The organism is Streptomyces sp. NPDC026500, assembly GCF_055567635.1.
Window position 1 is genome coordinate 254,293 of the sequence record NZ_JBVHQB010000002.1, and the last position, 17,149, is coordinate 271,441.

Consider the following 17,149-nt stretch of genomic DNA (forward strand, 5'->3'; position numbering starts at 1 on the left):
CATGAAGGAAGACGTCGCGAAGGACGTCACGACGGGTGCCGCCACGCTGCCCGCACCGCGCGCGGGAGCCGGCGACAGCCCCGCCGAGCCGTTGCTGGTGGTCGAGAACCTGATCAAGCACTTCCCGGTCAAGGGCGGCTTCCCGATCCGGCGCACCATCGGCGCGGTGCAGGCCGTGGACGGCATCGACCTGACGGTCCACGTGGGCGAGAGCTTCGGCCTGGTGGGGGAGTCGGGCTGCGGCAAGTCGACGACCGGACGCCTGATCACCCGCCTTCTGGAACCGACCGCCGGCACGATCACGTACCGCGGCCAGGACATCAGCCACGCCAGTCGCAAGCAGCTGACGCCGGTCCGCTCCGAGATCCAGATGATCTTCCAGGACCCCTATTCGTCGCTGAATCCGCGCCAGACGGTCGGCAAGATCATCTCGGCTCCGATGGAGATCAACGGGATCAGCCCGGAAGGGGGCCGGGAGAAGCGGGTCCGCGAACTGCTGGAGATCGTCGGACTGAGCCCCGAGCACTACAACCGCTTCCCGCACGAGTTCTCCGGCGGTCAGCGCCAGCGCATCGGCGTGGCCCGCGCACTGGCCTCGGAGCCGAAGCTGATCGTGGCGGACGAGCCGGTCTCCGCCCTGGACGTCTCCATCCAGGCGCAGGTCGTCAACCTCCTCCAGGAGGTGCAGAAGGAACTGGGCATCGCGTTCCTGTTCATCGCCCACGACCTGGCGGTCGTACGGCACTTCTCGCAGCGTGTCGCGGTCATGTATCTCGGCAAGGTGATCGAGGTCGGAGACCGGGAGTCGATCTACACCCGGCCCCGGCACCCCTACACCCACGCCCTGCTCTCCGCGGTGCCCGAGGTCGAACTGAACGAGTCGGGCAAGGTCCGACGGGAGCGGATCCGGCTCGCGGGCGACGTGCCGTCACCCATCTCCCCGCCCTCCGGCTGCCGGTTCCGCACCCGCTGCTGGAAGGCGCAGGACAAGTGCGCCCAGGAGGAACCGCCGCTGGTCCGGATCTCCGGCAACAACGACGGTCACCTGACGGCCTGCCACTTCCCGGAGGACCCGACCACCGAGGGCCGCGCCGAGGACATCGTGCTGGACCCGGCACTGGTGGCCCTGGAGGACTCTTCAGAGGGCCTGTAGGACGACCCGCCGGAAGCAGGGCCCGCTGCTGTCGCGCGGGCCCCGCTTCCATTGGTGAGGCGGCCTGCCGCCCTGTGGGCTCATGCCTCCGGGGTGCCCGGTCGGCCCGTCACCGCGCGGCGCCGCTCGCTCGGGTCAGGCCGGGCCGGCGACGGTGATGATCTCGGGGGCGGTGGGGGAGAGCGGCTCCCGGCCCCAGTCGCCGTACTGCTCGTGCACGACGAGTCCGGCCTCGCCGAGGAACTCCCGCAGCGCGTCCGCTCCCAGGAACCGCAGGGTGCTGCGACTGACCCGCGGCCGCCCCCAGCGCGCATGCTCGAACGTCTCGCTGAACGTCACGCGGTCCCCGAGCACCGGCGTCTCGACCTCGTGCCGGACCCGTACGGCGTCCCCGTTCTCGTCGCTCACCTCGCGCGCCCGCTCGGGCCGCCAGGTCTCCCACGCCCGGACGGCGGGATTGCGCGTCTCGAAGACGAACCGGCCGCCGTCGCCGAGAGCCTGCCGTACGGCGGCCAGCGCGGAGCGCACCTCCTCGTCGCCGACGAGCACCTGAAACGCGTGCCCGGTCATCACGACCAGGTCGAACTCCCGCTCCCAGCGCACCGAACCGAGATCCCCGAGCACCCACTCGACGTCGGCCTGCCGGCGCGCCTGCACCAGCATGGCCGCGGCGGGATCGAGCCCGCACAACCGCCCCTCGTGACCGCCCTCCCGGGCGCGTGCCAACAGCCGTCCCGTCCCGCATCCGACATCGAGCACGGACCGCGCGGACATCACCAGGTCCAGGTAGAAATCGTCGCTCGGACTCCATGGATTCAGCACGTCGTACAGGGCGGCGAGCGAGACGTCACTGAACGAACGATCAGTCATCGCAGCAGTCTCTCAGCCCGCGGGGCCACCCGAAACCACTGATGGGGAAGGAATCGCGTGAGCAAGTGGGCGAAAACAGTGGCAGGTTGAACGGGCCGACCGGGAGCCGGGGAAACAGACTCCGACACCGCTCGCGAGAATCGGGACGAGATGCTGCACCACATCGAGCTATGGGTACCGGACCTGGGGCGGGCCGTGCGGTCCTGGGGCTGGCTGCTGGAGCGGCTCGGGTACGCGCCGTACCAGGACTGGCCGGAGGGCCGCAGCTGGCGACTGGGGGAGACCTACCTCGTGTTCGAACAGTCGCCCGCCCTGACCGCGGACCACCACGACCGGCTGCGCCCGGGGCTCAACCATCTCGCCTTCCACGTCACGAGCCGGGCCGAGCTCGACACGCTCGTCGAGGAGGCACCGGCGTACGGCTGGACGCTCCTGTTCCCGGACCGCCATCCCTACGCGGGCGGCTCCGGGCACCGTGCCGCCTACCTGGAGGACACCGACGGCTTCGAGGCCGAACTCGTGGTCAGGGAGGCCGAGGGCGTCAGCGGATGATCCGGCCGCGCAGCACGATGCGGCGCGGATGACGCAGGACGCCCGGTTCCCCGCGGGGGTCCGTGTCGTAGACGGTGATGTCGGCCAGGGCGCCCTCGGTCAGCAGGGGCAGCCCCAGGAAGGCACGCGCGGTCCAACTGGCCGCGCCGACGGCGGCCTCGGGCGGCAGCCCGGCCCCGATGAGGTGCTCGACCTCGACGGCGACGTTGCCGTGGGGGGCCGAGTCCGTGCCGGCGAGCAGGGTGACACCGGCGTCGTACGCCTCCCGGACCCGGCGGATCATCGTGCGGTGTCCCTCGCGCCAGAGCAGGCCCCGGGCGTTGTCCTTGACGCGGGGCGCGCTGTACGCGAACGCGGTGAGGGTGGGGACGTACGACGTGCCGTGCCCGGCCATCAGCCCGACGCACTCCTCGGGCATCCCCATGCCGTGCTCGATCGAGTCGACCCCGGCGCGGGCCGCGCCCAGCACACCCGCCGGGGACTGGCAGTGGGCCGCGACCCGGCCACCCGCCGCGTGCACGCCCTCGACCACCGCGCGCAACAGCTCGTACGGCACCGGTGGCGCCTCGAGGTCCCAGTCGCCCATGAGCTTGCACCAGCCGTCGTGGGCCTTCGCCTCGGCCACCGCCGCGGCGACCAGGTCGTCGGTCACCGTGTGGAACCCGGCGGTGCGGGAGAGCCCCGCCCAGGCCAGCCAGCGACCCGCCGTGATCATGCGGGGCGAGCCGGGGGCGTCACGTAGTTCGTCGGGGATCTCACCCAGCAGACCCGGAAAGCGCAGGGCCGTGACGCCCGCGTCCCGGTGCTCGGCGATCTGCTCGGCGAAGACCGCCGGATCGAAGCCCGTGTCGTCCCCCGCGGCGGTACCCGGGTGCGTGTGGACGTCCACGAGGCCCGGCAGCAGGAATCCGCCGTCGACGACGGTCTCCGCCGGGACGGAGGGGCGGCGGAACGTGATCCGGTCGCCGAGTGTCCAGAGGTCGCGTACGACGCCGTCGGGCAGGACGGTTCCGCGCAGGTGGAGGGACATGACGCGACAGTCTGCCGGTGCCGGCCGGGTGAGTGCAACGCCCGCCGCGCGGACGGCCTTTGACGGCCCGTGGTCGCCGCTTAATCACTCGACATCGACCGGGCCGACCGGGATGCTTCACCCCGATGACTTCACAGACACGAACGGACACACCGCCGGCCTGGGACGAGCGCACCCAGCTGGCCACCTTCCTCGACTACGCCCGCGCCACCGTCCGAGCCAAGTGCGAGGGCGTGTCCGCGGAGGACGCCCGCAAGGCTCCGCTGCCCGGGTCCCCGCTGATGACCCTCAGCGGGCTCGTCAACCATCTCCGCTGGGTCGAGTACTACTGGTTCCAGGTGGTCTTCCTGGGCGAGGAGGACAAGGGGCCCTGGACGGACGAGGACCCCGACCGCGAGATGCGTATCGCCGTCGACTTCCCGCTGCCCCAGCTCCTCGACGAGTACGACGAACAGAGCGCCCGCTACCGCACGTTGGTGGCCGCGCACGACCTCGACACCAGGGCCGAGAGGCCGGGCCGCGACGGCAGCCGTGTCGACCTCCGCTGGATCGTGCTCCACCTCGTGGAGGAGACGGCCCGCCACAACGGCCACCTCGACATCCTGCGCGAACTGGCCGACGGCCGGACGGGCGACTAGCCAATGGGAGAAACAGAGTTGTCGTACCCCAGCATCCGCACCCTCACCTTCGACTGCACCGGAGACCCGTACGATCTCGGGCTGTTCTGGAGCCGGTTGCTGGGACGGCCGCTCGCCGACGACGACAAGCCCGGTGACCCGGAGGCGGTGATCGTGGACCCGTCCGGCGGACCGGCCCTCCTGTTCGTGCGCGTCGAGGAGGGCAAGACGGCGAAGAACCGTGTCCACCTCGACCTCCAGCCGCACGGCCGCACCCGGTCGGCGGAGGTCGAACGCGCCCTGGCCCTCGGCGCCCGCCAACTCGCCGACCACACGCGCCCGGACGGCGGCGGCTGGATCGTCCTCGCGGACCCCGAGGGCAACGAATTCTGCGTGGAACGCGGGGAGTTGGGCTAGCCGGGTCGACGCCGGGCCCGGCGCCCGCGGAGCCGACGAGCGGGGAACCAGGCAGTGGGTGGCACGAGAGAAGACCCGCACCCAAGAGGGTGCGGGCCTTCGTTCCCCTGAAACCGGCGTTCATGGGCTCGGGTCAATGGGCCGAGAAAGTCGGTTCCTTAAGGGGGCGGCTGACGGAAAGGGGTGTGTCAGACCGCCGCCTCGGGGTCCTTGGAGAGACGCTGGGCCGGAATCGTCTCCTTCGTCTCCGGGTAGTGGCACGCCGTCAGGTGACCGTCGCTGCTGCCCGAGATCTGCACCAGCGGCGGAGCCTCCGTCGCGCACTTCTCCGTCGCCTTCCAGCAGCGGGTGCGGAAGCGGCAGCCCGACGGCGGGTTGAGCGGCGAGGGCACGTCACCGGTGAGCAGGATGCGCTCGCGGGCCGGGACGTCGTCCGCGGTCGCCTCGGGAACGGCGGACATCAGCGCCCGCGTGTACGGGTGGCGCGGGTTCTCGTACAGGTCCTCGCGGTTGGCGATCTCGACGATCTTGCCGAGGTACATCACCGCGACGCGCTGCGAGAAGTGCCGCACGATCGCGAGGTCGTGGGCGATGAACAGGAACGCGATGCCCAGGTCCCGCTGGAGGTCCTGGAGCAGGTTCACGACCTGCGCCTGGATGGAGACGTCGAGCGCCGAGACCGGCTCGTCCGCCACGATCAGCTTCGGCGAGAGCGCCAACGCCCGTGCCACACCGATGCGCTGGCGCTGACCGCCGGAGAACTCGTGCGGGAAGCGGTTGTAGTGCTCCGGGTTGAGGCCGACCGTCTCCAGGAGTTCGCGGACGCGCTTCTCGTGGCCGCCGGGCGGGTTGATCCCGTTGATCTCCATCGGGCCCGAGATGATCTTGCCGACCGTCTGCCGCGGGTTCAGCGAGGCGTACGGGTCCTGGAAGATCATCTGGATCTCGGACCGGATCGGGGCCAGCTGCTTGCGGCCCGCGTGCGTGATGTCCTGGCCGCGGTAGCTGATCTTGCCGCCGGTGGGCTCGAGCAGGCGCGTGATCAGCCGGCCCGTCGTCGACTTGCCACAGCCGGACTCGCCGACCAGGCCGAGGCTCTCGCCCTCGCCGACCTGGAAGTCGAGACCGTCAACGGCCTGGACCGCGCCGATCCTCCGCTTGAAGGGGAAGCCGCCCATCACCGGGAAGTGCTTGGTCAGTCCGGTGACGTCCAGGAGGGGGTTCGTGTTGCTCATGATCGTGAAGTCCCGTCTCAGTTACGTCAGTGCGACCGCGTGGCGGCGGAGTCGGCGAAGAAGTCGCGGCGCTGGTCCGCCGTGAGGTGGCAGGCGGCACCGCGCCCGTCCGTGATCTCCAGCAGCGGCTGCTCCGTGGAGCAGAGGCCGCCGGTGACCTTCTCCGTGAAGGTGCACCGCGGGTGGAAGCGGCAGCCGGTCGGCGGGTTGAGGAGGGAGGGCGGCGAGCCGGGGATCGGCGACAGCGGTACGTCGACCGGTCCGTCCAGGCTCGGCATCGAGCCCAGCAGGCCCCAGGTGTAGGGGTGCTGCGGCGCGCGCAGCACCTCCTTCTTGGTGCCCCGCTCCACGCACCGGCCGCCGTACATCACCAGGACGTCGTCGGCGATGTCGGCGATGACGCCGAGGTCGTGCGTGATGAAGATGATCGCCGTGCCGAACTCCTGCTGGAGGTCCTTGAGCAGGTCCATGATCTGGGCCTGCACGGTCACGTCGAGCGCGGTGGTCGGCTCGTCCGCGATCAGCAGCTCGGGGTCGCAGACCAGCGCCATCGCGATCATCGCGCGCTGGCGCATACCGCCGGAGAACTGGTGCGGGTAGTCGTCCACCCGGACGTCCGGCTGCGGGATGCCGACGCGCTTGAGCATCTCGATCGCCCGCGCCCGGGCCTCCGCCTTGGAGGCGCCGGTGTGCTTGCGGTACGTCTCGCCGATCTGCTTGCCGATGGTGTGGTACGGCGACAGCGAGGCCAGCGCGTCCTGGAAGATCATCGACATCTTGTTGCCGCGCAGCTTTTCCAGCTCCCGCTCGGAGGCGGTCAGCAGCTCCTTGCCGTCGAGCAGGATCTCCCCGTCGATGGCGGTGCGCTCGCGGTCGTGCAGGCCGAGGATCGTCAGGTTCGTGACGGACTTGCCCGAGCCCGACTCGCCCACGATGCCGAGTGTCTTGCCCTTGGCCAGGTCGAAGGTGAGACCGTCGACGGCCTTGACGACGCCGTCTTCGGTGGAGAAGTGGACCTTCAGATCCCTGACGGACAGGAAGGGCTGCTGATCGGTGCTCGTCACGGGGACGCTCCTGAGGGGGTGATGCGGGGGGTAGCTGGGTGGGGCCGGTGGGAGGGAAGCCGCACAGGCAGCGGGGTCAGGCGAGCCGGATCCGCGGGTCGATGAGGGCGTAGACGGCGTCCACGATGATGTTGAAGAAGACGATGGCGGCCGCCGCGACGAGGGTCACGCCCAGCAGCATCGGCAGGTCGTTGGCGTCGACCGCCGTCAGCGCGAGCCGGCCGATGCCCTGGATGCTGAAGACCGACTCGGTGATGATGGCGCCGCCGATCAGGGTGCCCATGTCGATGCCGAAGATCGTCACGATCGGGCCCATGGCGCCGCGCCACGCGAAGCGGAAGAACACCGAGCGCCGGGACAGGCCCTTGGCCCGCGCCGTCCGCACGTAGTCCTCGCTGAGCTGCTCCACGAGCTGGGAGCGCGTCATACGCGTGTAGTTGGCGGTGAAGATGATGGAGAGCGTCAGCCAGGGCAGCAGCAGTCCGGAAGCCCAGGAGGCCGGGTTGTCGGTGAACGGCGTGTACGAGGGCTGATCCATGATGCCGAGCTGCTGCACCATGAAGAACATCGCGATGTAGCCGACGAAGTAGATCTGCAGCGACGAGCCGATCAGCGAGAACGAGCTGGCGATCTTGTCGGCCGCCTTGCCCTGCTTGACCGCGGCGATCATGCCGGTACCGACACCGATGATCAGGAAGAAGAACGCGGCGCCCAGCGCGAGCGAGATGGTCGTGGGCAGCCGGTCCATGATCGTGCCGAGGACGGGCTCGCGGTTGGTGAACGAGAAGCCCAGGCAGGGCGCGTTGCAGTTGCCCAGGCCGCCGTAGTCACGGCCGGCGAAGATGCCCTCCAGCCAGTGCCAGTACTGGACCGGGAGCGGGTCGGAGATCCCGAGGTTCTGCCGGACTTGTTCGAGCAGGTCCTTGGTGCAGACCTTGCCGCACGCCATACGGGCAGGGTCGCGCGGGATCGCGTAGTAGAGCATGAAGGTGACGGCGCTGATGATCAGCAGAATCACAAGTGCGCCGATGATGCGGCGGACTAGAAAACGGAACATTGCGCGTGACTTTCCGGACGGGGCGCCGTCGCCGGGGGCGTGGAGGGAGGGGCAGGAGCCGGGCGGCGGCCGGTGAGGGCCGCCGCCCCGGGACGGGTCAGGCCTTGCGGTACAGCTTGGTCATCGCGATGCAGGTGTTGCCCGCGTCGTACTGGATGCCACCGATCTTGGAGCCGTACATCCAGTTGCGGATCGGGTTGTAGTCCGGAACCACAGCGGCGAGCTCCATGATCTGGCGGTCGATGTCGCCCCACATCTTGGCGGCCTTCTTCGGGTCGGCCTCGACGGTGGCGGCGGCGATCGCCTTGTCCACGCCCGTGTTCCGCAGCTGCGGCCAGTTGACGCCGCCGTCGGCGATCTGGCTGCTGTCGAAGCAGGGCTGGATGACCGCGTAACCGGCCGGCCAGTCCGGGCCCCAGCCGGCGGCGAACATGTCGTACTCGTTGTCGAGCTGGCCGATCTGGCTGTAGAAGGAGGTCTTGTCGACCTGCTTGGTCACCACGTCGAAGCCGGCCTTGGTGAGGGCGGTCTTGATGGCGACGGCGGTCTTGACGGCCGTGTCGGACTGCTGGAAGGCGATGACGATCTTCTGGCCGACCTTGCCGGCCTCCTTCAGGAGAGCCTTGGCCTTCTCCGGGTCACCGGTCGGCTTCGTCTTCTTGCCGTACAGGTCGAAGTCCTGGTGGCCCGGGGTGAGGGGGCTGATGATCGTGGTGGCGATCGCCGAGGAGGACGAGCCGCCACGGATCTGCTGGGCCTGCTTGGACGGCCACGCGAAGTTGAGCGCCTGGCGCACCTTGACGTCCGGGACGCGCTTCGTGTTGATCGCGTAGTAGTAGCAGGTCGTGTCGACCTGGGTCAGCACGCGCTTCTTGAGGGCCGCGTTGCCGAGCACCTGCTGCATGCGGGTGGGGGCGACCTCGTTGAACATCGAGACCGTGTACTGGTCGTTGCCGGCGTCCGCGATGTAGCGGTCCGTGGAGGCCTGCAGCTCGAAGCCGAACTGCATCTCGAACTTGTCCGGGTAGGCGTTGCGGATCGGGTCCGTCTCGGCCACCCAGTGGGTGTTGCGGACCAGCGTCATCGACTTGCCGATGCTGCGGCTCTCGATCTTGTACGGGCCGCAGGAGAAGGGCTGCTTGTCGTACTTCTCCTTGGTGTCGTGCTTCTTGGGCACGAGGGAGAAGCCGCGCATGGCCAGCATGAAGTTGAAGTCGCTGTGGCCCTCCTTCAGACGGAAGGTCACGGTGTTGCCGGAGATCTCGATCGAGTCGAGGTGCTTGCCCTCGTAGGGGCCCTTGTACTTGTCGCCGCCGATGAGCCAGCTCTGCGGGTAGCGCGGGCCCTGGGTGACGAACTTGGCGAAGAGACGCTCGAAGGTCCAGCGGACGTCCTCGATCGTGACGTCGGCGCCGTCCTGCCACTTCACGTTGTCCTTCAGCGTGAAGGCCCAGGTCTTGCCGCCGTCCGTCATCGTGCCGGCGTCGGTGGCGAGGTCGCCGACCAGGGTGACCTTGCCCTTGGCGTCGACCTTGTAGCCGGTCAGACCGCGAAGGAACGGCACGGAGACGGCGCCCTCGTACGAGGAGTACAGCTGGGCCGGGTCCAGGTGGTCGCAGTCGATCTGGTCCAGGGTGTAGATCGTGCCGCCCTTGACCGCGCCCTCGACCTCGGGGGCCGGGCCGGTGGAGTCAGCCTTGGTGCCGACGGCGATGGTGGCGGCCGCGGCCTTGTCCACCGACGGAGCCTTGTTGCTCCCGCTGCTGCCGCCGGCGTTGCCGCTGCTGCACGCGCTGAGGACCGTGCTCGCGCCGGCCGCCACACCGGTGGCTATGAGGAAGTTTCTGCGGGAGAAGGACATGCGTGCCTACCTAGTCATTCAGAGGGTGAGAAGGGCTGCCGGCCGGACGACCGCGACCGGGGCATGGGATGGGACTCAGCGCTTCGACTTCGGGTCGAGGGCGTCGCGGACCGAGTCACCGAGCAGGTTGAAGGCGAGGACGAAGATGACCATCGATACGCCAGGGAAGATCATGAACGTGATGTCGTCCGCGTAGAAGCCGGCGCCGCGCTGGATCATCACGCCCCAGTCGGGGGTGGGGTCCTTGATACCGACGCCCAGGAAGGCGAGTCCTGCTTCGGCGGTCACGTAGGCCGGCAGCATGAGAGTGGACTGGATCAGGATCGGTGTCCACAGGTTGGGCAGCAGTTCCTTGAAGACGATGCGGCGCGAGGACGCGCCGGTCACCTTCGCGGCCTCGACGAACTCCCGCTCACGCAGACCGAGTACCTGACCGCGCAGCAGTCGCGCGATGGAGGCCCAGCCGAAGGCGCTCAGGACGAGGATCAGACTGGTGGCCCTGAGCCAGGTCGGAACTTCGTCACTGAAGGGGATGAACAAGCCGTAGACGACCGGCATGAAGGCGATGAAGAACAGCGTGGACGGGAACGACAGCAGGATGTCGATGACCCGGCCGACGAAGTAGTCCGTCCGGCCGCCGAGGTATCCCGCGGTGATGCCGATCACCACACCGACCACCGTGGTCAGCAGGGTGGCCGCAGTGGCGATCATCAGCGACGTGCGGATGCCGTACAGCAGGAACGTGAAGACGTCCCGGCCCAGCTGGGGCTCGATGCCGAACCAGAAGTTGCTGTCGATGCCGCCGTTGGGCTTCACCGGGAAGGCGAAGTCGTTGAGCAGGCCGTCCTTCTCCTGGCCGTACTGCTCGTACGGGTTCTTCCCATACAGCTTCGCTATCAGCGGCGCGCAGATCGAAATCGCGAAGAAGAAGATCACGATGTACGCGGATATAACGCCCGTGCGGTCACGTCTGAACCGCTTCCAGGCGAGTCGTCCCGGGGAGCGACTCTCCGAGCCCTTGGGGTTGGAAGACGAATCCGGGATCGATCCGATCTCGTCGGTCACCTCAAGCGATGCGGCCGCGGAAGGAGTGGGGAGGGTCATGGTGCTCCAGGCCCGTGGGGTCAACGGCGTCCGCAGGGCGCTCCCTACGGGCTACGCCGGACTTTTTCAACGCAATTCATGCAAGGTCAATAAAATCTCGGTCGCCTTGGTCGCCTCTTTACTTTCTTTACCTTGACTTGACCCAAGCGTAACTACGCGTGTAGCGCACTGTGGCCGTTCTGTGTCCGGATTCGGACCAACGTCGCGAAACGGGCAATGAGTTCGTTATCCGGACGCCGGAGTCTCGGAATGCGTACATCTAGTGCACTGGAATCAACAGTTCCGCATCGATGTGCGGAGATCCGTTGCGCCGAAGGTCAAGATCGTCTTCGCCGGAGGTCAAGATCCTCTGACGGCGCATCCGAATTTCCTCCTTCCGGATGGACCGCCACCCGGAAGGGTGGGGTAAATGTGCGATGCACCCCGTATGGACGGATATTGGGCCCTAAAGGCACAGCGCACCGGAGCCGGACGTCCGACCCCGACCCCGGCGCCGGCGGCACAGCGCACTCTTGAGGAGGCACTCCATGCGTGGAGCCACGCACGCCAAATGGGCCGCATGTGCGGTGGCGGTAGCCCTCGCGGCGTCCGCCTGCGGAGGCGGAGGGGGCGGAAGCAGCAGCGGCTCCGGCACGGTGAGTGCCTCCTGGGGTGACCCGCAGAACCCGCTGGAACCGTCCAACACCAATGAGGTGCAGGGCGGCAAGGTCCTCGACATGATCTTCCGCGGGCTGAAGCGGTACAACTCCAAGACCGGCGCCGCCGAGGACATGCTCGCCCAGACGATCGACACCTCGGATTCGCAGAACTTCACGATCACGATCAAGAGTGGCTGGAAGTTCAGCAACGGCGAGGCGGTCACCGCGAAGTCGTTCGTCGACGCCTGGAACTACGGCGCCAGCCTGAAGAACAACCAGAAGAACGCGTACTTCTTCGGGTACATCGAGGGCTACAACAAGGTGCATCCCGACACGGGCAGCCAGAGCGCCGACACCCTCTCCGGGCTCAAGGTGACCGGAACGAACACGTTCACCGTCAAGCTCAGCCAGAAGTTCTCGACGTTCCCGGACACCCTCGGCTACGCGGCCTTCTCGCCGCTGCCCCAGTCGTTCTTCAGCGACCACGCGGCCTGGGTGCAGAAGCCCGTCGGCAACGGCCCGTACACCATCAGCTCCTACGCCAAGGGCTCGCAGATGTCCCTGGTGAAGTGGGACGGCTACCCCGGTGACGACAAGGCGCAGAACGCCGGCGTGAACCTCAAGGTCTACACGGACAACAACACCGCCTACAACGACCTCCTGGCCGGAAACCTCGACCTGGTCGACGACGTGCCCGCGGCCCAGCTCAAGAACGCGAAGACGGACCTGAACGGCCGGTACATCAACACCCCGGCCGGCATCATCCAGACCCTCGCCTTCCCGTTCTACGACCCGAAGTGGAACACCAGCGGCGCGCTGAAGGTCCGCCAGGGCCTGTCCATGGCGATCAACCGCCAGCAGATCACCGACACCATCTTCCAGAAGACGCGGACGCCCGCGAGCGACTGGACCTCACCGGTGCTCGGTGAGAAGGGCGGCTTCCAGGAAGGCCTGTGCGGCAAGTACTGCGACTACAACCCGTCCGAGGCCAAGAAGCTGGTCCAGGAGGGCGGCGGCCTGCCCGGCGGCCAGGTCAAGATCTCGTACAACGCGGACACCGGCTCCCACAAGGAGTGGGTCGACGCCGTCTGCAACTCCATCAACAACGCGCTCGGCAACAACACGGCCTGCGTCGGCAACCCGATCGGCACCTTCGCCGACTTCCGTAACCAGATCGGACAGCACAAGATGCCCGGTCCGTTCCGGGCCGGCTGGCAGATGGACTACCCGCTGATCCAGAACTTCCTCCAGCCGCTGTACTACACGAACGCCTCCTCCAACGACGGCCAGTGGACGAACAAGCAGTTCGACAGCCTCGTCAACCAGGCGAACGCCGAGACCGACACCAGCACGGCCATCAAGACCTTCCAGCAGGCCGAAGGGGTCGTACGGGACAACATGGCGGCCATCCCGCTCTGGTACCAGAACGGCAGCGCCGGCTACTCGGACAAGGTCTCGAACGTGGCGCTCAACCAGTTCAGCGTCCCCGTCTACAACGAGATCACCGTCAACTGAGCCGCCCGGGGCGGGTCCGTCAGCACGGCCCGCCCCTCTATCTCCGGAGCACTCATGGGACGGTACGTCGTCCGGCGTCTGCTGCAGATGATCCCGGTCTTCTTCGGCGCCACCATTCTCATCTTCCTGATGGTGAACGTGATGGGTGACCCCATCGCGGGCCTGTGCGGTGAGCGGCAGTGCGACCCCGCCACGGCCGCCCAGCTGCGCGCGGATTTCGGCCTCGACAAACCCCTGTGGCAGCAGTACCTGACCTACATCGGCCACATCTTCACCGGTGACTTCGGCACCGCGTTCAACGGACAGCCGGTCACCGAGCTGATGGCCTCCGCCTTCCCGGTCACCATCCGGCTGACGATCGTCGCGATCTTCTTCGAGATCGTCATCGGCATCACGCTCGGCGTCATCACCGGTCTGCGCCGCGGCCGGCCCGTCGACACCGGCGTCCTGCTGCTCACCCTCGTGGTCATCTCCGTGCCGACCTTCGTCACCGGTCTGCTGGCCCAGCTGCTGCTCGGCGTCAAATGGGGCTGGATCAAACCGTCGGTCTCCGCGGACGCCACCTTCGGCGAGCTGATCGTGCCGGGCCTGGTGCTGGCCTCGGTGTCCCTCGCGTACGTGACCCGCCTGACCCGCACCTCCATCGCGGAGAACAAGCGCTCCGACTACGTCCGTACGGCCATCGCCAAGGGTCTGCCGCGGCGCCGGGTGACCATTCGGCACCTGCTGCGCAACTCGCTGATCCCCGTGATCACCTTCATCGGCACCGACATCGGCGCGCTGATGGGCGGCGCGATCGTCACCGAGCGGATCTTCAACATCCACGGTGTCGGCTATCAGCTCTACCAGGGGATCGTGCGCCAGAACACCCAGACCGTCGTCGGCTTCGTGACCATCCTCGTCCTCGTCTTCCTGGTCGCCAACCTGCTCGTCGACCTTCTGTACGCCGTACTCGACCCGAGGATCCGCTATGCCTGAGCAGCCGCCGTACGAGGAAGACCCACATCACGGGCCGCAGGGTCCCCCGCCGGAGGATCTCGCCATGGCACCGACAGGCTTCGGCGGCCCCATGGACCTCGGATCGAGCGAAGCGGAGACCCTGGAGAAGACACCGGGAGGACCGGAGGGCACGGGCCCGCGGGAGAAGCCGCGCTCCCTGTGGTCCGACGCCTGGCGGGACCTGCGCCGCAACCCCGTCTTCATCATCTCCGGACTCGTCATCCTCTTCCTGGTCGTCATCTCGATCTGGCCCGGACTGATCACCTCCCAGAGCCCGCTCCAGTGCGACCTCTCCAAGGCCCAGCAGGGTTCGCAGCCCGGACACCCCTTCGGCTACGACGGACAGGGCTGCGACGTCTACACGCGGACCGTGTACGGGACCCGGATCTCGATCAGCGTCGGTGTGCTCGCCACGGTCGGGGTCGCGCTCCTCGGCTCGTTCCTCGGCGGTCTGGCCGGTTTCTACGGCGGGCTGGGCGACTCGATCCTGTCCCGGGCCACGGACATCTTCTTCGCGATCCCCGTCGTGCTCGGCGGTCTGGTCCTCCTCTCGGTGGTGACCAGCAACACGATCTGGCCGGTCGTCGGGTTCATGGTGCTGCTCGGCTGGCCGCAGATCTCCCGCATCGCGCGCGGCTCGGTCATCACCACCAAAGAGAACGACTACGTCCAGGCGGCCCGCGCCCTCGGCGCCTCCAACTCGCGGCTGATGCTGCGGCACATCACGCCGAACGCGGTCGCGCCGGTGATCGTCGTCGCGACCATCGCGCTCGGTACGTACATCTCGCTGGAGGCGACGCTGTCGTACCTGGGCGTCGGCCTGAAGCCCCCGAGGGTCAGCTGGGGCATCGACATCTCCTCGGCGTCCGCGTACATCCGCCAGGCCCCGCACATGCTGCTGTGGCCGGCCGGCGCGCTCGCGATCACCGTGCTCGCGTTCATCATGCTCGGCGACGCGGTGCGCGACGCCCTCGACCCGAAGCTGAGGTGACCGCCGTGCTGCTCGAAGTGCGCGATCTGCAGGTGGAGTTCAGGACCAGGGACGGGGTCGCCAAGGCCGTCAACGGGGTCAACTACAGCGTCGACGAGGGCGAGACGCTCGCCGTCCTCGGCGAGTCCGGCTCCGGCAAGTCGGTGACCGCCCAGGCGATCATGGGCATTCTCGACATGCCGCCCGGGAAGATCACCGGTGGCGAGATCCTCTTCCAGGGCAAGGACCTGCTGAAGTTCAAGGAGGAGGAACGGCGCAAGGTGCGGGGCGCCGAGATGGCGATGATCTTCCAGGACGCGCTGTCCTCCCTGAACCCCGTGATCAGCGTCGGCGACCAGCTCGGCGAGATGTTCACCGTGCACCGCGGCATGAAACGCAAGGAAGCCCGGGCCAAGGCGATCGAGCTGATGGAGCGGGTGCGCATCCCGGGGGCCGCCGAGCGCGTGCGCGACTATCCGCACCAGTTCTCCGGCGGCATGCGCCAGCGCATCATGATCGCCATGGCGCTGGCCCTGGAGCCCGCCCTGATCATCGCCGACGAACCGACCACCGCCCTCGACGTCACCGTGCAGGCCCAGGTCATGGACCTGCTCGCCGAGCTCCAGCGCGAGCTCAACATGGGGCTCATCCTCATCACCCACGACCTCGGCGTGGTCGCGGACGTCGCCGACAAGATCGCGGTGATGTACGCGGGCCGGATCGTCGAGACGGCGCCGGTCCACGACATCTACAAGGCGCCCGCCCACCCTTACACGAGGGGGCTGCTGGACTCGATCCCCCGGCTCGACCAGAAGGGCCTGGAGCTGTACGCCATCAAGGGCCTGCCGCCCAACCTGATGCACATCCCGCCGGGCTGCGCCTTCAACCCGCGCTGCCCGATGGCCCAGGACATCTGCCGCACCGAGGTGCCGCCGCTCGCGGAGGTCGACGCGGACCGCGGGAGCGCCTGCTTCTTCTGGAGGGAGTGCCTCGATGACACAAGCAGCAAGTGAGCCGCTGCTGGAGGTCAGCGGACTGGTCAAGCACTACCCGCTCACCCAGGGAATCCTCTTCAAGAAGCAGGTCGGCGCGGTCAAGGCCGTCGACGGCGTCGACTTCCGGCTCGGCCACGGCGAGACCCTCGGCATCGTCGGCGAGTCCGGCTGCGGCAAGTCGACGGTCGCCAGGATGCTGGTCAACCTGGAGAAGCCGACCGACGGGACGATCAAGTACAAGGGCGAGGACATCACCCGGCTGTCCGGCAAGGCGCTGAAGGCCGTACGCCGCAACATCCAGATGGTCTTCCAGGACCCGTACACCTCACTCAACCCGCGCATGACGGTCGGCGACATCATCGGGGAGCCGTACGACATCCATCCCGAGGTCGCGCCCAAGGGTGACCGGCGGCGCAGGGTCCAGGACCTGCTGGACGTGGTCGGGCTCAACCCGGAGTACATCAACCGCTATCCGCACCAGTTCTCCGGCGGCCAGCGGCAGCGCATCGGCATCGCGCGGGGTCTCGCGCTGCGGCCCGAGATCATCGTCGCCGACGAGCCGGTCTCCGCGCTCGACGTCTCCGTGCAGGCGCAGGTGATCAACCTGCTGGAAAAGCTCCAGGCCGAGTTCAACCTCAGTTACGTCTTCATCGCGCACGACCTGTCGATCGTGCGGCACATCTCCGACCGGGTCGGGGTGATGTACCTCGGGCGGATCGTGGAGATCGGCAGGGACATCGAGATCTACGACCATCCGACGCACCCCTACACCCAGGCGCTGCTGTCCGCCGTGCCCGTGCCGGACCCGGAGGCCCGGGAGCACCGGGAGCGGATCATCCTCACCGGGGACGTGCCCTCGCCCGCGCACATCCCGTCCGGCTGCCGGTTCCGCACCCGCTGCTGGAAGGCGCAGGAGCGCTGCACCCTGGAGGTGCCGCTGCTCGCGGTGCCGGCCGAGTTCCGGCTCGCCGCCGGTCCGGCCGCCCATGACTCGGCCTGTCACTTCGCGGAGGAGAAACAGGTCGTACCGCCGGAAGAGCCCTCGGGCGGGGCGGCATAACATCACAAATGT

General features: G+C 68.0%; 16 protein-coding genes. 9 read left to right on the forward strand and 7 right to left on the reverse strand.

Annotation, left to right across the window (positions count from 1 at the left end):
* Position 1 precedes the first annotated feature (1 nt).
* The gene (locus ACZ4N5_RS04210) at positions 2-1,153 is read left to right on the forward strand and encodes an ABC transporter ATP-binding protein (RefSeq protein WP_467755594.1); all 1,152 of its coding nucleotides are present in this window, start codon (positions 2-4) and stop codon (positions 1,151-1,153) included.
* A 135-nt stretch (positions 1,154-1,288) separates the two neighbouring features.
* Here ACZ4N5_RS04210 and ACZ4N5_RS04215 read toward each other — a convergent pair whose 3' ends face one another.
* Entirely contained in the window at positions 1,289-2,023 is a 735-nt protein-coding gene (locus ACZ4N5_RS04215) for a class I SAM-dependent methyltransferase (RefSeq protein WP_467755595.1), read from the reverse strand.
* 150 nt (positions 2,024-2,173) lie between these two features.
* Here ACZ4N5_RS04215 and ACZ4N5_RS04220 point away from each other — a divergent pair, with 150 nt between their 5' ends.
* Positions 2,174-2,575 carry a VOC family protein gene (locus ACZ4N5_RS04220; RefSeq protein ID WP_467755596.1) on the forward strand — a complete coding sequence of 134 codons (402 nt, stop codon included), beginning with the start codon at positions 2,174-2,176 and terminating at the stop codon, positions 2,573-2,575.
* Here ACZ4N5_RS04220 and ACZ4N5_RS04225 read toward each other — a convergent pair.
* Positions 2,565-3,605, reverse strand: a complete 1,041-nt coding sequence (locus tag ACZ4N5_RS04225; protein WP_467755597.1) for an amidohydrolase family protein — start codon at positions 3,603-3,605, stop codon at positions 2,565-2,567. The genes ACZ4N5_RS04220 and ACZ4N5_RS04225 overlap by 11 nt on opposite strands.
* 125 nt (positions 3,606-3,730) lie before the next feature.
* Here ACZ4N5_RS04225 and ACZ4N5_RS04230 point away from each other — a divergent pair, with 125 nt between their 5' ends.
* Together ACZ4N5_RS04230 and ACZ4N5_RS04235 are read left to right on the forward strand one after the other, a co-directional pair.
* Positions 3,731-4,243: a DinB family protein gene (locus tag ACZ4N5_RS04230; protein ID WP_467755598.1), complete on the forward strand. Its 513-nt coding sequence runs from the start codon at positions 3,731-3,733 to the stop codon at positions 4,241-4,243.
* Between the two features lie 3 nt (positions 4,244-4,246).
* The gene (locus ACZ4N5_RS04235; protein WP_467755599.1) at positions 4,247-4,639 is read left to right on the forward strand and encodes a VOC family protein; all 393 of its coding nucleotides are present in this window, start codon (positions 4,247-4,249) and stop codon (positions 4,637-4,639) included.
* 188 nt (positions 4,640-4,827) lie between these two features.
* On the opposite strand, the gene ACZ4N5_RS04240 is transcribed toward ACZ4N5_RS04235, so the two are convergent.
* The 5 genes from ACZ4N5_RS04240 to ACZ4N5_RS04260 all read right to left on the reverse strand — a co-directional run bounded on the left by ACZ4N5_RS04240 (position 4,828) and on the right by ACZ4N5_RS04260 (position 10,960).
* Complete coding sequence (locus ACZ4N5_RS04240; RefSeq protein WP_467755600.1) at positions 4,828-5,874, reverse strand: ABC transporter ATP-binding protein; 1,047 nt, start codon at positions 5,872-5,874, stop codon at positions 4,828-4,830.
* Between the two features lie 26 nt (positions 5,875-5,900).
* The gene (locus tag ACZ4N5_RS04245) at positions 5,901-6,938 is read right to left on the reverse strand and encodes an ABC transporter ATP-binding protein (RefSeq protein ID WP_467755601.1); all 1,038 of its coding nucleotides are present in this window, start codon (positions 6,936-6,938) and stop codon (positions 5,901-5,903) included.
* A 76-nt stretch (positions 6,939-7,014) separates the two neighbouring features.
* Complete coding sequence (locus ACZ4N5_RS04250) at positions 7,015-7,995, reverse strand: ABC transporter permease (RefSeq protein WP_467755602.1); 981 nt, start codon at positions 7,993-7,995, stop codon at positions 7,015-7,017.
* A 97-nt stretch (positions 7,996-8,092) separates the two neighbouring features.
* Complete coding sequence (locus ACZ4N5_RS04255) at positions 8,093-9,856, reverse strand: ABC transporter substrate-binding protein (protein ID WP_467755603.1); 1,764 nt, start codon at positions 9,854-9,856, stop codon at positions 8,093-8,095.
* Positions 9,857-9,931: 75 nt separating this feature from the next.
* On the reverse strand, positions 9,932-10,960 hold the full coding sequence (locus ACZ4N5_RS04260; protein ID WP_467755604.1) for an ABC transporter permease: 1,029 nt from the start codon (positions 10,958-10,960) through the stop codon (positions 9,932-9,934).
* A 527-nt stretch (positions 10,961-11,487) separates the two neighbouring features.
* On the opposite strand from ACZ4N5_RS04260, the gene ACZ4N5_RS04265 reads away from it, so the two are divergent.
* Genes ACZ4N5_RS04265 through ACZ4N5_RS04285 form a run of 5 tightly spaced genes read left to right on the forward strand, consistent with a single transcriptional unit; the run spans position 11,488 to position 17,137 of the window.
* The gene (locus ACZ4N5_RS04265) at positions 11,488-13,113 is read left to right on the forward strand and encodes a peptide ABC transporter substrate-binding protein (RefSeq protein ID WP_467755605.1); all 1,626 of its coding nucleotides are present in this window, start codon (positions 11,488-11,490) and stop codon (positions 13,111-13,113) included.
* A gap of 54 nt (positions 13,114-13,167) precedes the next feature.
* Entirely contained in the window at positions 13,168-14,091 is a 924-nt protein-coding gene (locus ACZ4N5_RS04270) for an ABC transporter permease (RefSeq protein WP_467755606.1), read from the forward strand.
* Positions 14,084-15,103 carry an ABC transporter permease gene (locus ACZ4N5_RS04275; protein WP_467755607.1) on the forward strand — a complete coding sequence of 340 codons (1,020 nt, stop codon included), beginning with the start codon at positions 14,084-14,086 and terminating at the stop codon, positions 15,101-15,103. Before ACZ4N5_RS04270 ends, ACZ4N5_RS04275 begins: the two co-directional genes overlap by 8 nt.
* A gap of 5 nt (positions 15,104-15,108) precedes the next feature.
* Positions 15,109-16,095 (forward strand): ABC transporter ATP-binding protein, encoded by a 987-nt coding sequence (locus tag ACZ4N5_RS04280; RefSeq protein ID WP_467755608.1) that lies wholly within the window; start codon positions 15,109-15,111, stop codon positions 16,093-16,095.
* The gene (locus ACZ4N5_RS04285; protein ID WP_467755609.1) at positions 16,076-17,137 is read left to right on the forward strand and encodes an ABC transporter ATP-binding protein; all 1,062 of its coding nucleotides are present in this window, start codon (positions 16,076-16,078) and stop codon (positions 17,135-17,137) included. Before ACZ4N5_RS04280 ends, ACZ4N5_RS04285 begins: the two co-directional genes overlap by 20 nt.
* Positions 17,138-17,149 lie beyond the last annotated feature (12 nt).

Coding starts and splice junctions, on each gene's coding strand:
- ACZ4N5_RS04210 (WP_467755594.1), top strand. CDS start 2: ATGAAGGAAGACGTCGCGAAGGACGTCACGACGGGTGCCGCCACGCTG.
- ACZ4N5_RS04215 (WP_467755595.1), bottom strand. CDS start 2,023: ATGACTGATCGTTCGTTCAGTGACGTCTCGCTCGCCGCCCTGTACGAC.
- ACZ4N5_RS04220 (WP_467755596.1), top strand. CDS start 2,174: ATGCTGCACCACATCGAGCTATGGGTACCGGACCTGGGGCGGGCCGTG.
- ACZ4N5_RS04225 (WP_467755597.1), bottom strand. CDS start 3,605: ATGTCCCTCCACCTGCGCGGAACCGTCCTGCCCGACGGCGTCGTACGC.
- ACZ4N5_RS04230 (WP_467755598.1), top strand. CDS start 3,731: ATGACTTCACAGACACGAACGGACACACCGCCGGCCTGGGACGAGCGC.
- ACZ4N5_RS04235 (WP_467755599.1), top strand. CDS start 4,247: ATGGGAGAAACAGAGTTGTCGTACCCCAGCATCCGCACCCTCACCTTC.
- ACZ4N5_RS04240 (WP_467755600.1), bottom strand. CDS start 5,874: ATGAGCAACACGAACCCCCTCCTGGACGTCACCGGACTGACCAAGCAC.
- ACZ4N5_RS04250 (WP_467755602.1), bottom strand. CDS start 7,995: ATGTTCCGTTTTCTAGTCCGCCGCATCATCGGCGCACTTGTGATTCTG.
- ACZ4N5_RS04255 (WP_467755603.1), bottom strand. CDS start 9,856: ATGTCCTTCTCCCGCAGAAACTTCCTCATAGCCACCGGTGTGGCGGCC.
- ACZ4N5_RS04260 (WP_467755604.1), bottom strand. CDS start 10,960: ATGACCCTCCCCACTCCTTCCGCGGCCGCATCGCTTGAGGTGACCGAC.
- ACZ4N5_RS04265 (WP_467755605.1), top strand. CDS start 11,488: ATGCGTGGAGCCACGCACGCCAAATGGGCCGCATGTGCGGTGGCGGTA.
- ACZ4N5_RS04270 (WP_467755606.1), top strand. CDS start 13,168: ATGGGACGGTACGTCGTCCGGCGTCTGCTGCAGATGATCCCGGTCTTC.
- ACZ4N5_RS04275 (WP_467755607.1), top strand. CDS start 14,084: ATGCCTGAGCAGCCGCCGTACGAGGAAGACCCACATCACGGGCCGCAG.
- ACZ4N5_RS04285 (WP_467755609.1), top strand. CDS start 16,076: ATGACACAAGCAGCAAGTGAGCCGCTGCTGGAGGTCAGCGGACTGGTC.